Annotated in this window: 10 protein-coding genes and 1 pseudogene; 4 read left to right on the top strand and 7 right to left on the bottom strand. The window is 60.5% G+C overall.

What is annotated here, in order from left to right; translation table 11 throughout:
* The 4 genes and pseudogenes from ASD99_RS22945 to ASD99_RS32670 all read left to right on the top strand — a co-directional run.
* A partial coding sequence (locus tag ASD99_RS22945) for a beta strand repeat-containing protein (RefSeq protein ID WP_200951035.1) occupies positions 1–2,780 on the top strand: 2,780 nt, incomplete at its 5' end.
* Positions 2,781–2,989: 209 nt separating this feature from the next.
* Entirely contained in the window at positions 2,990–4,663 is a 1,674-nt protein-coding gene (locus tag ASD99_RS22950) for a type I secretion system permease/ATPase (protein WP_244497877.1), read from the top strand.
* Entirely contained in the window at positions 4,660–6,000 is a 1,341-nt protein-coding gene (locus ASD99_RS22955; RefSeq protein ID WP_057145013.1) for an HlyD family type I secretion periplasmic adaptor subunit, read from the top strand. Before ASD99_RS22950 ends, ASD99_RS22955 begins: the two co-directional genes overlap by 4 nt.
* A gap of 406 nt (positions 6,001–6,406) precedes the next feature.
* Positions 6,407–6,541 (top strand): annotated as a pseudogene (locus tag ASD99_RS32670) (ATP-binding cassette domain-containing protein); the annotation flags it as partial.
* Positions 6,542–6,877: 336 nt separating this feature from the next.
* Here ASD99_RS32670 and ASD99_RS22965 read toward each other — a convergent pair.
* The 7 genes from ASD99_RS22965 to ASD99_RS22995 form a co-directional block, all read right to left on the bottom strand.
* The gene (locus ASD99_RS22965; protein ID WP_056588599.1) at positions 6,878–7,786 is read right to left on the bottom strand and encodes an SMP-30/gluconolactonase/LRE family protein; all 909 of its coding nucleotides are present in this window, start codon (positions 7,784–7,786) and stop codon (positions 6,878–6,880) included.
* Positions 7,787–7,980: 194 nt separating this feature from the next.
* Positions 7,981–8,976: an ABC transporter permease gene (locus ASD99_RS22970; RefSeq protein ID WP_056588560.1), complete on the bottom strand. Its 996-nt coding sequence runs from the start codon at positions 8,974–8,976 to the stop codon at positions 7,981–7,983.
* Positions 8,976–9,938, bottom strand: a complete 963-nt coding sequence (locus ASD99_RS22975; RefSeq protein WP_056588561.1) for an ABC transporter permease — start codon at positions 9,936–9,938, stop codon at positions 8,976–8,978. The genes ASD99_RS22970 and ASD99_RS22975 overlap by 1 nt, the downstream gene beginning before the upstream one ends.
* A complete protein-coding gene (locus ASD99_RS22980) occupies positions 9,935–11,458 on the bottom strand; it encodes a sugar ABC transporter ATP-binding protein (protein ID WP_056588564.1) in 1,524 nt (507 codons plus the stop codon). Before ASD99_RS22980 ends, ASD99_RS22975 begins: the two co-directional genes overlap by 4 nt.
* A 60-nt stretch (positions 11,459–11,518) precedes the next feature.
* A complete protein-coding gene (locus tag ASD99_RS22985; RefSeq protein ID WP_082525494.1) occupies positions 11,519–12,634 on the bottom strand; it encodes a sugar ABC transporter substrate-binding protein in 1,116 nt (371 codons plus the stop codon).
* A gap of 131 nt (positions 12,635–12,765) precedes the next feature.
* On the bottom strand, positions 12,766–13,713 hold the full coding sequence (locus tag ASD99_RS22990; protein WP_057145016.1) for an ABC transporter permease: 948 nt from the start codon (positions 13,711–13,713) through the stop codon (positions 12,766–12,768).
* Positions 13,710–15,248 carry a sugar ABC transporter ATP-binding protein gene (locus tag ASD99_RS22995; RefSeq protein ID WP_162252256.1) on the bottom strand — a complete coding sequence of 513 codons (1,539 nt, stop codon included), beginning with the start codon at positions 15,246–15,248 and terminating at the stop codon, positions 13,710–13,712. Before ASD99_RS22995 ends, ASD99_RS22990 begins: the two co-directional genes overlap by 4 nt.
* Between the last annotated feature and the right edge of the window lie 39 nt (positions 15,249–15,287).

Here is a 15,287-nt window from a genome sequence, read left to right on the forward strand (position 1 = left end):
GTCAGCGAAYCTATTCGCTGACCGGCGACACCTCCGGCGGAGGCTTCGCCATCAACGCCGCGACCGGCGTGGTCACCGTCGCCGATGCCAGCAAGATCGACTAYGAGACCGCGGCGGGCCACGCCTATACCGTCACCGCGCAAGCCAGCGACGGCACCCTCACCAGTTCGCAGTCCTTCACCATCGCCGTCACCGACGTGGCGCCCTCGACGCCGACCGACAGCAATGCCGCGGCCAATATGGTGGCGGCAAATGCACTGGCGGGCACGCCGGTAGGGGTGACGGCGTCGTCGAGCGACGTCAATGGCGGCACGGTGACGTACTCGCTGACCGACAATGCCGGTGGCCGCTTTCAGATCAATTCCACCACGGGCGTCGTGAGCGTGCTCGACGGAACAAACCTCAACGCGGGCTCATACACGATCAAAGCGGTTGCCAGCGACGGGACGCTAACCAGCGCTGAACAGAACTTTACCGTAGCGGTCGCGGGTATTAGTGCGTCTCTCACAAGTACCCAACTTAATGGGCTCGAGACGGGAAATCAATTGAACAAGAACCTCCCGCTTGGGACTTTCAAAACTATCGGGGATCCGGACGGGAGCCACACATATACGTATTCTCTCGCCATTGGAGGGGACAACAGTCAGTTCAGCGTGGACAGCAGCACGGGGGTACTGTCGGTCGGTGGAAGCAACGTTAGCTCCAATCACACTTACCACCTAACCGTGATAGCGACCTCCGGTAGCATCTCCTTGTCCGTACCGGTCAATATTATAGTTGGAGATACCGGAAACAATAGCTTATCGGCGACAAATGGAATTAATCTGTTCTATGGACTCAACAATAATGACGCCATCATTGGCGGCTCTGGATTCGATGCAATCGTGGCCGGCCAGGGGACCGATACGTTAACCGGAGGCGCTGCCGGCGATTTCCTGGCGGGAGGATCGGGAGTCGATACTTTCAAATATACTGCTGTGGCTGACTCCCAAGCAGGGACCGTCAACAGCGTGCATAGCTATGACACGATCGCCGATTTCACTTCCGGGACGGACAAGATCGATTTGACGAGCTTTACCGCTTCGGATTTCACGGCGTTCAAAGCGAGTGACGTGGGGGCCGCAAATATCGCGGCGCATACTATCGCCTGGCATTTTGACAGCGCCAACAATCAGACGATTGTTTATGCCAACCAAACCGCTGGTGCCTTGGCGCAAGGTAACTCCGGGCTGCTCGAAATCCATTTAGCAGGCACCTCGTCGGTGGCAGTAGGCGATTTCCTGGATACTGGTGGCCTGTCGTCAGTAGCCCCCGCCGGTATCGCCGGCGAACCCATCAACCTCGGCCTGACCGATCTGTCTCGGCAGGGTGCACTTATCACCGTCACAGTGAAAAATGTTCCTTCCGGGTGGACCGTCGAAGGTGCGATGCACAATGCTGACGGCAGTTGGACGATTGAGACCGCCGACCCGAACGAGCTGGCGGTCACCACGCCACCCGAATTCATCGGAGCAGCTGTGCTCGATGTTTCGATGACCTGGGTCAATACCGACGGCACGACGGGGAGCGCATCATTCGGCGACAATGTCGAGGCCTATGCGCCTGGATCGCCCATCTTCGCCTGGTCGGGCGACGATGTGCTCACCGGCTCCAGCGGCAACGATCTGTTCGTGTTCTCGCAGCCGATCGGCAACGACATTGTGCACAGCTTCGACGCCGCGGCCGACCAGATCGATCTCGTCGGCTACTCCGGCCTCCAGAGCTTTGCCGACGTCCAGGCGCATACCGCCGACGACGCCAATGGCAATGCGGTGATCACGCTGGGCGACGGGCAGTCGATCACGCTCGACGGCGTGCATTCGTCAGCGCTCGACGCCGGCAATTTCGCCTTCGACCAGACGCCGGTAGTGAACAACACCGGTGCGATGACGATCGGCGACGGCGCTGTGCTGCCGCTGAGCGGTACCGTCAACAACAGCGGTATCATCTCGCTGGACTCGACCGGCAGCGAAACACTGCTGCAGGTCATTCAGCACGGCGTGACGCTGCAGGGCGGCGGGCAGATCGATCTGTCCGACAGTGCCTTCAACATCATCTCCGGCACCGGTCCGGACGTCGCGCTGGTCAATGTCGACAACACCATCTCGGGCGCCGGCCGGCTGGGCGATGGCATGCTCAGCCTCGACAACAGGGGCACCATCATCGCCTCGGGCGCCAATGCGCTCGTTATCGATACTGGCGGCAGCGTCGTCGCCAATTCCGGCACGCTGGAAGCGACCGGCTCGGGGGGCCTGGTCGTCGCCGGCGGGATCGCGAATTCCGGCATGCTGTGGGCGAATGGCGGCAACATCGACATCCACGGCGCGGTCACCGGCGAGGGCGATGCCACGATCGGCAACCTGTCGAAGCTGGAATTCGGCGCAGCCTCGTCGACGGATGTCACCTTCGCTCAGAATGCGGCCGGCACGCTGGAGCTCGACGACTCCTTCGAGTTCAGCGGGCGGATCGGCGGCATCACCAATGACGACAAGCTGGATCTTAACGACATCCTGTTCGGCACCGGCACGACGGTCAGCTACCAGACCAGCCAGGACGGCAGCGGCGGCACTCTGACTGTGACCGACGGCACGCACGGCGCCACCCTGCATCTGCTTGGATCCTACGACGCCAACGGCTTCAAGCTCGCCGATGACGGCGAGGGACACACCGTCGTGACCTACAATCCGGCTGAATTCACGCTGACCGGCATCAACAGCGGAACAAGTGAGTTCGCCGTGTGAAGAAGGAATCGAGCCCGCGGTCACGCAGAGTTCGTTTCGTTCCCTGCCGGCCCGCGGATTCAGCTTACGAATTAAGGTTTACAGCAGGTTTACGGGTGGATCGCGTGGCCGGTTGAAGGATCAGGAGTAGGATCGGTTTCGGGTATGCGGTTTAAACAGGGGGCGGTTCTCCGCTGGGTAATTTGAGTCTCGACAACAAATCCAAGATCGTGAGGGAAGCGCTTCGCGCCTGCCGCCGCTATTTCCTCTTTGCGGCGGCATTCAGCTTGGCCATCAATCTGCTCTACCTCGCATCCCCGCTCTACATGCTGCAGATTTACGACCGGGTGGTCACCAGCGGCAGCGAGACGACGCTGGTGATGTTGACCCTGGTTTTGCTTGCGGCTTTCCTGGCGCTTGCGGGCCTCGATCTCGTACGGGCTGCCATCCTGACGCGGGCCAGCGCGCGGCTCGACCGGCTGCTTTCGGCCAAGATCCTCGCGGCCTCCGTCGAAACCCCGTCGCTGGGCGCATCGCAAAGCCAGCCGATCCGGGATTTCGATACGTTCCGGCAGGTGATCACCGGCAGCGGCGTCCATGCCCTGTTCGACCTGCCATGGTCGCCGATCTACATCGGCATCATCTTCCTTCTGCATCCCTGGCTCGGCTTCTTCGCGCTCGGCTCCTCGCTGCTTCTCATCACCATGGCGGTGCTCAACGAATACATCGTGCGGGTGCCGCTGAAGCAGGCCAACGATCTAGCCACCGCGAATTACAATTTCACCGAAATGAGCCTGAGAAACGCGGAAGTCGTCCGCGCCATGGGCATGATCGACGGCCTTGTGCGCCGTTGGGGGCGCGACCGCGGCCTGGCGCTCCGCCAGCAGGGACAGGCCAGCGACCGCGCAGCACTGATGTCCGGGCTGATCCGCTTCCTGCGCCTCACCATGCAGTCGCTGATCCTCGGCCTCGGCGCCTATCTGGTCATCGAGCGACAGATTACCGGCGGCTCGATGTTCGCGGCGAGCCTCCTTCTAGGCAGGGGGTTGCAACCGGTCGAGCAGATCGTAGGCCTTTGGCGTAGCCTGATACTGGCGCGGGCCGCGCTTGGCAGGGTCGAGAAGCTGCTCGACGCTGGCGCACAGGGCGAACGCTCGTTCAACCTGCCCAAGCCCACTGGCAAGATCGCTGTCGAGCAGCTCAGCTTCGCCATTCCCAACCTGCAGAAGCTGCTGCTGCGCGATGTCTCGTTCAGGCTCGATGCCGGCGAGGCGCTTGGCATTGTCGGTCCTTCCGGCGCCGGCAAGTCGACGCTCGCGCGGCATCTCGCCGGCATTATGCAGCCCAGCCGCGGCACCGTCAGGCTGGACGGCGCCGATCTGACGCAATGGGGACGCGAGGCGCTCGGCGACCATATCGGCTACTTGCCGCAGGACATCGAGCTGTTTGCCGACACCGTCGCCGCTAACATCGGCCGCTTCAAGACCGATGTCGACCGCGAAGTGATCGAGGCCGCGCGGCTGGCCGGCGTACATGAGATGATCATCCGCCTGCAGCAAGGCTACGAGACGCAGATTGGGGAGGGCGGCGCGGTGCTGTCCGGCGGCTACCGGCAGCGCATCGCGCTTGCCCGCGCCGTATTCGGTATGCCGAACCTCATCGTGCTCGACGAGCCGAGCTCCAATCTTGATGCCGACGGCGACCGCGCGCTCGCCGAATGCGCGCTCGAGCTCAAGCGCCGCGGCAGTACGGTCATCATTGTCTCGCACCGGCCCTCGACTTTGGCCAATGTCGACAAGATCCTGCTTCTGCGGGATGGCGCGGTCGAAGCCTTCGGCATGAGGAACGAGATCGTGGCGCTGCTCAACCAGCGCGCAGCACCCATGGCGGTGGCAACCCAATGACCGACATCGCCGCCACCTATCGCAGCCTGTCCAGCGCCGAAGGCGCGGACGCCAACCCGGATTCGATCCGAGGACCGGTCTGGGTCGGCGTGCTCATCATTGTTGCCTTCTTCGGCGTGTTCGGCGGCTGGGCGGCGATCGCGCCGCTCAACGGCGCGGTGCTTGCCGACGCGATTGTAAAGGTCGAGGGCAACCGCAAGAGCGTCCAGCATTTCGACGGCGGCACGGTGAAGGAAATCCGGGTCAAGGACGGCGACATCGTCAAGACAGGCGATGTGCTGGTGGTGCTCGACGACACCCGCGCCCGTTCCGAGTTCAACCTCTATTCCCAACAATATGCGTTGCTACGCGCCACCGATGCCCGCATCCGTGCCGAGCTCGAGGGCCATGAGGCGGTTGCCTTTCCGAAGGACATCACCGCTGAACACCAGGCCTATCTGCAGGACGCGATGGCCAACCAGATTGCTGACCTCGAGAGTCAGCGCGCCTCGATGGCGGGTGCCACGCAGATCCTGCAGAGGCGGATCGCCGAGCTTGAAGAGCAGATCGACGGCAAGCAGGCGCGCGTCGAATCTTTTCGCGCCCAGCTCAAGTCGACGACCGACGAAAAAATAGGCCTCAACAAGCTGCTGAAGGCCGGGCTGACAACGCGTACGCGCATCCTCGAACTCGACCGCTCCGCCTCCGATTTGCAGGGCCTCATCGACCAGGCCATCGGCGAGATCGCGGGAAACCGCCAGAGCAAGGCCGAGCTCGAAAGCCAGATTGCGCAGCTCACCAACGAGCGACGCGCAAAACTCTCGGCCATGCTGATCGACACCCAGTCGAGCCTAGCCGACCTGGTGCCGAAGATGTTCGCCGCGCAAGCCACGGTGGACCGCGCCGAGGTGCACGCGCCCTATGACGGCCAGGTGATGGACCTCACCGTCTTCTCGACCGGCGCGATTGTCGCTCCCGGGCAGACCATCCTCGATATCGTGCCAACCAAAAATTCGTTGATCGTCCAGGCGCAGGTCAAGGTCGAGGACATTTCCAGCCTGCGCGCCGACATGACGGCCGAGGTCCGCTTCACCTCCTACAAGCAGCGCACGACGCCGGTCATCCACGGCCGCGTCACCCGTATCTCCGCGGACCGTGTCACCGATCCCAAGACCGGCTTTCCCTATTATGTCGCCGACATCGCGGTGGATCAGCAGGACCTCGCCGCTGCCCCCCAGATCCAGCTTTATCCCGGCATGCCGGCTTCGGTGATGATCGTGACCGAGGAACGCACCGCACTGGATTACATCCTCGGCCCCCTGTCGACCTCGCTGCATATGGCATTCCGGCAGAAGTAGCATCAGGAAGGCGGCGCGATTACACCATGCCCCCTCGTTCCTGGGCTCATCGGGCCAATACGGAAGGATACGGAACGAAAGAATGCCCCTATTTGCAGCGGGTGACGGTACTTTTCGAGACGGCGCACAGGCCTCACCGAAAGCCGCCAAATGCAAAGAATCGCCCGATTGATCCCGATAGTTGGTGAAACCTCAAAATTTTTTTGTGGCGATTTTCCCTTTGAAATCAAAAGCGTAACTTTTTGACGGCCTCTCTGTCGGCATTTTCTCATGCATTGGGAAAATTTCCTAGTCATTCCAAATGGTTATGTGCTCTCTGAACAATCGAGTGGGACGCGGGCGAAGCTCGTGACGCGTCCGTCCGTGCCGACGGACACAGTCTACAAGGTGGCGGCATCAAACGCCGGCCCACAAGGCGAAAGAGTATCCAGACCGTCTGTCCGGCGGCCAGCAGCAGCGCGTGGCCATCGTCCGGGCGCTGGCGATGAGCCCGATGATCATGCTGCTTGACGAGATCACCTCGGCGCTTGATCCCGAGCTAAACTAGACCACGAGTTTTCCAGCCGCATGATCAGGCTTGTCGAAGCCTTGATGCTGTTTTTGACGTTTTAGGTTTCCTGCCGCGTATGAAGCAACCAGGAATTCGTCAATGGGAAATCTGGCTTGACGATTGCTGACCGAGGCAAAGTCGCAGAAAGGGCAGTCGGGAACTCTGCGACGGGTTGTTATCGACCTGGCAACACCGTCCTGGCTGGCCTTTCTTATCGCAATCGGTATGTCGCTCAGCGTGTAATCGAGCATCTGGAGCAGAATTCGACTATCCAACACAAATTGTTTCCCGTGCTGTTGGCAGCCGCGCGGATGGAATCTTCCTTGCTCAGCAGAACTGTAATCCTGTTGTGTTGAGATAGACGGCATAGAGCGAGCTGCTGGCGGCGATGAACAGGAGATTTCGTTGGGGTCCGCCAAAGCACACATTGGCGACAGTCTCCGGGACAAGAATCTTGCCAAGAAGCGTGCCGTCCGGCGCAAAGCAGTGCACGCCGTCGCCAGCTGACACCCATAGGTTGCCGTCGACATCGATCCGAAAACCATCAGGGATGCCGGGATCGATCTCGGCAAAGATGTGACCATTCGAAAGGCGACCGTCTTCGCCCACATCAAAGCAACGGATATGGTGCGGTTTATCCCGGCCGTGGGAACGGCCGCTGTCGGCGATGTACAGATGTGCCTCGTCAGGGGAGAAGGCAAGGCCGTTCGGCTTGTCGAAGTCGCCGGCGGCTACCGCTAGCGTACCTGACTTGGGATCAAGGCGGTAGACGTTGCAGGCACCGATCTCACTGGGAGCTTTGTAGCCCTCATAGTTGCTCAGGATGCCGTAGGGCGGATCGGTGAACCAGACAGTATCGTCGGATTTGACCACCACATCGTTGGGAGAATTGAGACGTTTGCCCTCGAGGCGATCGGCCAGGATCGTGATGCTGCCGTCATACTCGGTGCGCGTGACGCGCCGCTGCCCATGTTCGCAGCTGATGAGGCGTCCCTGCCGGTCGCGCGTATTGCCGTTGGAGAAATTCGAAGGATAGCGGAAAACGGAAACATTCTCCGTCACTTCGTCCCACTTCAGCATCCTGTTGTTGGGAATGTCGCTGAAGAGCAGAAAGCGGCCATCGGCGAAGTACACTGGCCCTTCGGCCCAGCGCATTCCAGTATGGAGTTTCTCGAGCTTGCACAGAGGGATAATGAAATCTTGGAAGCGGTGATCAAGAACCTCGTAGTATGTCATTTTGACATGCCTTGCTTGCTGGTTGCCTTGCCGACCGACCGGCCCCAGTTTGGGCTTGCACTCGGCCTGATGGAACATTTCAATGTCGCGAAATGCCTGCGCAATTCGCGCTCGGCGCCCTCGGTCTCATGGCCTTGATGGCCTCACGGACGTGGACATGGCATCTTCACTGCATCTCTGACCGCCATTGGTTTTCAGATGCCTTCCTTCTTGTTAGTGAGACCGTGGACCAGCAGCATGACCAGGATGATCGCGCCGAAGATCATCTCGCGCGCGGCAGGGGGCATTTGCATGACCGATAGGATCGACGACAGAAGCGTGATGAAGATGGCACCGGCGAACGTGCCGATATAGTTCCCTCGGCCGCCCTGAATCGAGGTTCCCCCAATCACCACGGCCGAGATCACCGGCATGAGATAAGGGTCCCCCATGCCCTGATAGGCCTGATTGGTATAGCCTAGCAGGAGGATGGCGCCGAAACTGGAAAACACCCCGGCAAGGACGAAAGTCGCCACCATCACCAGACGAACCTTCGCCCCGGCAAGAAACACGGCACGTCGCGAATTGCCCAGCGCGTAGAGATAGTTTCCATAAACGGTGCGTTTGAGAACCCAGATCGTGATCGCCGCGACCACCAGCCAAACGAGAAAAGCATTGGGGATGCCGAAGGTACGGCCGGTCGCCGCCTGCGTCGCCAGCCAGGGGACCTCACCGTTGGGACGGCTGTTGCCGGTGTAGAAAACCGCAGCGCCAAGCAGCATGGCGTTGACGGCCAGCGTCCAGACCATCGCAGGCACGCGAAAGACGGCAACACCGATGGCGTTCAAGAGCCCGACTGCAACGCCAAGGCACAGGCCCAGTGGGATTGCCAGGCTGGCGACCAAGGGATTGGAGCTGCCAGAGGCCGAGATGACGACAATCGCCGTGCCAGTAATGGTCCATGGCACCGAAAGGTCGATCTCGCCGAGCAGGATCACCAGCATGGCACCGGTGGCGATGATGCCAAGAAAGGCGGCAATCTGAAGCTGTTGTAGAATGTAGCCGGGCTTCAGGAAGCCGGGATACAGCAGGGAACCACCCAGCAGCAGAGCGACGCAGCCCAGCGCGATCAGCAGGACCGATACACGGTCTCGGTTGAGCCAGCGGGAGGATTTGCGGGATCTAACGGTTCGCTCAGTTGCATCAGTCATCAGCGGTACAACTCAAGCCGGCTGCGCACTCGGAAAACGCCGAGCGCGCCGAGTGCAATTGCAGTTGCGAGGATCAATCCCTCGAAGAACGGTTGCGCCAATGGCGGCAGGCCGGAGAAGAACATCAGCGACGAGATGGTCTTTAGGATCAAAGCGCCGATCACTGCGCCGATGGGGCTGCCAACACCACCGCTCAGCGCAACACCGCCCAACACGACGGCGGCGATCGAGTTCAGCGTGTAGGACGGCGCAATATTAGGATCGCCAGTAAGCGTAACCATACTGACATAGGTGCCGGCCAGAGCTGCGACAAAGCCGCTGCTGCCGTAGGCGACGAGCTTGAGCCGGTTCACGCGAAGGCCGGTCATATAAGCCGACTGTTCCGACGACCCGATGGCATAGAGGCCGAGGCCGACGGCCGTGCGGCGCAGAAGGACCAGCAATACGACGAGAACGATGACAAGAATGACGGCCGAAACCGGGATGCCCGCCACTGCATAGGTGAGCGCGTCCGACATTGTCTCATCAATGCTGCCTCCAGGCGTTGGCCTCAGAAGCAGGGCGATGCCGCCGAATATGCCACCCGTCGCCAGGGTCGTGACGATCGGCTGCACCCCGCCGTAGACGACCGCGATCCCGTTCACCAGCCCGCAGGCCACCCCGACGGCGAGCACCACCACCATACCAAGGGCAATCGAGGTGGGAGATCCGTTGAGGAGGAAGGATCCCATGACGTTGGTCAGCGCAATAATTGACCCTACCGATAGGTCTATGCCCTTGACCAAAACGACAAAGAACTGGGCGATCGCGGCGAGCCCAAGCAGCGTCCCTTGGTTCGACCAGATGGTAACCACATAGGTCGAAAAGCCGCGTGGATGAATGGCGATATAGCCAGCGAAAAGTATCACCAGCGCGAGCGCGGCAATGGTTTCCCTGGCATTTTGGCGAAGCCAGGTCATCATGCCTGGGCCTCGGCGTGAAGGTGCACGTTCATCGAGGCGGCGATGAGTGCATCGGCGGACAGGTGATCCCCCGTTAGTTCCTTGGCCACACTGCCATGGTAGAAGACGTACACCCGATCGCACAGGTGGATAAGTTCTTCATAGTCGGTCGATTGCAAGATCACGGCCATTCCGTCGGCCGCCAGATCCGTGAGCAGCCTGTAGATCTGGGCCTTGGTCGGCAGGTCAATGCCGCGGGTAGGGTCCATCAGCAGCAGACATTTGGGCGACAGCACAAGCCATTTGGCCAGTACCACCTTCTGCTGGTTGCCGCCCGACAGCGTCGCGACGGGATCGTCCAGCGAACCGTAGGTCAGGGCCAGGCGTTCGATCAGTTCTTGCAGCCGGGCCTCGCTACCGCCGTTCAGGTCAAGCAGGCCGAGGGGGGCCCGCCCAAGAACCGCCAAGCGCATGTTTTGCGCGACCGACATGCTGGGGATCAGCCCCTCGGTCTTGCGATCCTCAGGCACGAGCGCCAGACCGATATCGGATTGTTTCACCCTCGGCGGCTGAAGACCATTCAACCGCTTGCCATTGAGCGTGATGCGGCCTGTCACTCCGCGCAGCACACCGAAGACAGCATGCATGATCTGCTGCTGGCCCTGTGCGTCCAAACCGCCGAGCCCGACAATCTCGCCCGCCCGCGCTGCCAGGGATACATCGACAAGCTGGCTTCCCCAACTGACGTTTGACACATCCAGAACGACCGGCGCCGTGTCTGGCACAGGCGCGCGGCGCGGTGGAAAGAGCTCTTCCAGCGAGCGGCCGATCATGAGGCCGACGATCTCATCGGTCGTGCGCGCGCCAACGTCGAAGGTCTCGATATGTCTGCCATTGCGGAAGACGGATATGCGGTCGGCGATGGCGTCGACCTCGTGCATGCGATGCGAAATGAAAAGGATCGCGACACCTTGCTCCTTCAGCATTTTCAGGACACCGAACACCGTTTCGACGAGCTCGCTGGTCAACGCTGACGTCGCCTCGTCAAGGATAAGAAGCTTGGGTTTGCGGAACACGGCCTTGGCGATTTCCACAAGCTGTCGTTCCGACAGGGACAGGCCCGAAACGCGAGCGCCAAGCGGGATCGACTTGGCCCCGACAAGATCCAGGGCCTCGCGCGCTTCACGATAAACGCTGCGCTCTATCATCCCCATCCGGGTGCGCGGCGCCGCAAGCACTATATTGTCGCCAACCGAAAGATGCGGCATCAACGACAGCTCCTGGAACATGCAGACAGTGCCCTGTTCGGCCGCCTCCCGCGGGGAGGAGAAGCGCACCGTCTTCCCGCCGATGGAGATCGTTCCGGCGTCCGGCTGGATGACACCAGCCAACAATTTCATAAGAGTCGATTTGCCTGCGCCATTCTCGCCGAGAATGGCGTGCACGCGTCCCGGCTCGCAGCGGAAATCCACTGTGGTCAGCGCTGGAACGCCGCCATAGGATTTTGACACCGATTTCAGTTCAACATAGCGATCTGCCATGCGCGCTCCGTTGCTGCCGACCTGGCCGGCCTAAACGCCGGCCAGGTTCGTGTCATAAGCTCAATTGGCGTTCTCGGCCGTCTGGCCTTTCAGCTCATCGGGCGTGAACACGGGGAAACACTGCGGAAAGCCGGTGGCCGTGTAGAAGGTCTTTGGCAGATCGGGGAAAAAGTCCTTGCCTTCTGCCAGATCCGCATTGTTCTTCTGGGGGATTGGCAGGAACACCTTCTGCGGCAGCGCATTGCCCTCCAACAACACGACCGAGGCCTCCAGCGCCATAGCGGCCAGCGCCGGCGCCTGGGCAGCCGTGATGCCGGGATACTTGCCCTTGTTGACCAGCATCCGCGTGCCGTTGCCGGCATCGAACCCGACCGGGACGACCGGGTGCTTCGCCGCGGCCATCGCCTCGAGTGCGCCAACCGAGCCCTCTTGAACAACAATTCCATCAAAATTGCCGTTGGTCGCAATGGCGTCGGATGTCACCTTCGAGGCCGTGCCCACATCCCAGTCGCCCTCGACCTTGACCACCTTCAGCTCGGGATACTTGGAGAAGACCTCGCTGAATCCCGCTTGGTTGTCACGGTCGACGCTGTTGCCTGGGACGCCGTCGATTTCGAGAACCTGACCTGAAACATTGCCCTTCTTGGCCTTGATGCCATCAACCACGGCCTGCGCCTTGATCCGGCCAAGTTCGACCTGATCTTCGTTGATCTGCACGACCTGGTTTGAGTCGAGCACGTTGTCATAGGTCACCAGCACCACGCCTGCTTGCTTGGCGCGCCTCACCACCGCGTCGAAGGCGGTGGGATTGACGGCATTGATGACCACGGCGTCGTAGCCGGCGGCGATGAAGTTGTCGATCGCGGCGATCTGCGCCGTGGAATCGTTGCCAACCGAAATGATCTTCAGCTCGGACAGCTTGGATTTGATTTCGGGACGGGCGCCCCAGGCTTTGGCGGTCTGAATGGAATTGGCACGCCAATCGTTGCCGACATATCCGTTGACCAAGGCAATTTTGTAGGGCCCGGACTTCTTCGGATAGGAGATCACCGAGGCGTTGTTTGGAGCGGGAGCATAGCAGTCGGGCTTGTAGGTGTCTTGCGCCCAGGCACTGGTGAACATTGCGGTAGATGCAGCCAAAGCACCCAACATCAGAAGCGTCATACGTCTAGTCATTTCACTTTCCTCCCTGTTTCTCCAGCGACGCTGGTTTTCAAACTGAAACTGAACTTTCCTCCGCCACGGCTACCGCTGTGGAGGCCGAATTCTGGAATGCGTGCATATGGTCGGATCATCGAGTCTGCTCCTCAACGCCGGTTCAACGAGACGGCAATGATGATGATGGCTCCCTTGATGACCTCCTGGATGCTGGTCGAAAGACCGAGCACGAGAAGACCGAACCCGAGAATGCCAATGAAGATTGCGCCGACGACGGAACCGACGATTGATCCATAGCCACCAAAGAGACTTGTCCCGCCTATGATCACGGCCGCGATCACATCCAGTTCGAGACCCGCTCCCAGGCTGGGATTACCGGCCGTGGAGCGGGCCGCGAGCATCAGCCCGGCAAGGGATGCGGTCATGCCGCACAACACAAAAGCGAAGATTTTCACGCCGTCCGTGCGCACACCGGAAAAGCGCGCGGCAACAGCATTTCCACCGGTCGCATAAACACGCCGGCCGTAGGGCATCTGATGCAGCAGGTAGTAGCCGGCGGCCGTAAGGACGATCGTCCACCAGATCGGTGCCTGAACGCCCAGAAAACCGCTGTTCCAGAACAGATTAGAAAAATCATCATCAACGATCGACACTGGCCTGGTGCCGGTGATGGTCAGCGCCAGTCCCGAAAAGATAGACAACATGCCAAGCGTTACGAGAAACGATGGAATGCGCAGTTTTGTAACGAGCAAGCCCGACACTGCTCCGATCGCGGCCCCGGCGCCCAAGACCAGCAGCGCGGCGACATAGGTCGGGACACTTTGATCGAGCAGCAACGCTCCGATCATCCCTGAAAAGCTGGCAACCGACCCGACCGACAGGTCGATTTCACCGCAGATGATGACGAACGTCATGCCGATCGCCATCACGGAGACGATGGCCGTGATGCGCAGAACCGCGCTTGCGGTTGAGACCGACGCAAAGTGGGGGGCGAACAAGACGAAATAGAGGGTGATCGCCAAGAAGATCACATAGGTGATGTGTTCGCGGAAAAAATTCATCGCACTTGCGCTCATCGGCATCGAGGACGGTTTCATGCTGCAACTCCCTGGGCGCGTGCGCTGGTTTGTCTGGCGGCCTCGGCCTGCAGCAAGGCGCGCAGCCCAGTCTCGTCGTGCGCGCAGGCGATGCGGCGGGTTATCCGCCCCTGCGCCATCACCAGAATGCGATCGGACAAATCCAGGAGTTCCTCGAGTTCCGAAGAAATGAGCAGCACGGCGACGCCTTCGCTGGCTGTGCGACGCACAAGCTCGCGCATATCGCGCTTGGCATTGACGTCGACGCCGGAGGTTGGCTCATCGAGGATCAATAGCTTCGGCTTCATTGCCAGCCATTTTGCGAAGACAATCTTCTGCTGATTGCCGCCCGAAAGCTCCTGGGCTTTCTGTAAGGGGCCGCGGCAAAGGATATTGAGGTCGTCGCGGTATTGTCTGAACAGAGCCGTTATCCGGGCCTTTGCCATCGGCCCAAAGCGACCTGCCAGCGAGAAATCGGAAAGGCGAGGAAGCGCGAGGTTCTCCTCGATTGAGCGCCCGCCAACAAGCCCTTCGAGCCGACGGTCTTCTGGAACAAGCGCGACACCAGCAGCGATCGCTCTGCTGACGCTGCCCGGCCGAACGGGTTCTCCTGCGACAGTGATATGGCCGGATACGTCCGATAGGATGCCGAACAAAGCCTTGCCCAAGGTCGAGCGGCCGCTGCCGACAAGCCCGGCAAGGCCGACGATCTCGCCTGGATCGATCGAGAGCGATATGTCGGACAGCTTGCGCGACGTGGCTAGATCGCGGACCTCAAGAGCTGGCGTCCCGACCGGCGTCGCCGGGGGGCGTTTCGCGGGCGCGGCAGCGGTAGGCAAAGGCGATTCGCCCTTCGGCCGCGACATCATCGCTGCGATATTCTCGATGGATGTCTTGCTTGGATCAAGCGGGCCAACCAGTCGCCCATCCTTGATGATCGAGATGCGATCCGAAAGCCGCAGCACATCCGCCATGCGATGGCTGATGTAGACGATACCGATCCCGTTCTGCTTGAGCTGGCCGATGGTGCGAAAAAGCGTTTCTTCCTCGTGGATGGTCAGAGATGAAGTCGGCTCATCCATTACGAGCAGCTTGGCGCCCCGTGAGATCGCCTTGAGGATCTCGACCATCTGCCGTTGGGCGAAGGCCAGGTCGCCCACACGCGCTGAAGCATCAAGCGAGAAGGCATAGCGCTCGATCAGAGCCTGGGCATCGCGAACCATTGTTCTGGCGTCGACGCGCAGGCCGAAGGCGAGCGGCTCGCGAAGGATGAACAGGTTTTCGGCAACCGAGCGGTTCGGCAAGACACTCAGTTCCTGGAAGATCATTGCAATACCGCGGTCGATCCTCTCGCGAAGCGACAAGGCGGTGACGTCCTCTCCGGCGAACAGAATGCGGCCTTCATCTGTTCGGTAGGCTCCCATGAGAATCTTCATGAGAGTCGATTTGCCCGCGCCGTTCTCGCCGAGCAGCGCGTGCGTTTCACCGGCCATGACCTCGAACGAAATATCAGACAGCACGCGGTTCGCGCCAAACGACTTGCTGATGCGTTGCATCGCTACGATCGCGTTCTGGGACGTTGAAGTTTTGGCTTC

Origin of the sequence: Mesorhizobium sp. Root695 (assembly GCF_001428185.1) — a bacterium.
Classification (GTDB): domain Bacteria; phylum Pseudomonadota; class Alphaproteobacteria; order Rhizobiales; family Rhizobiaceae; genus Mesorhizobium.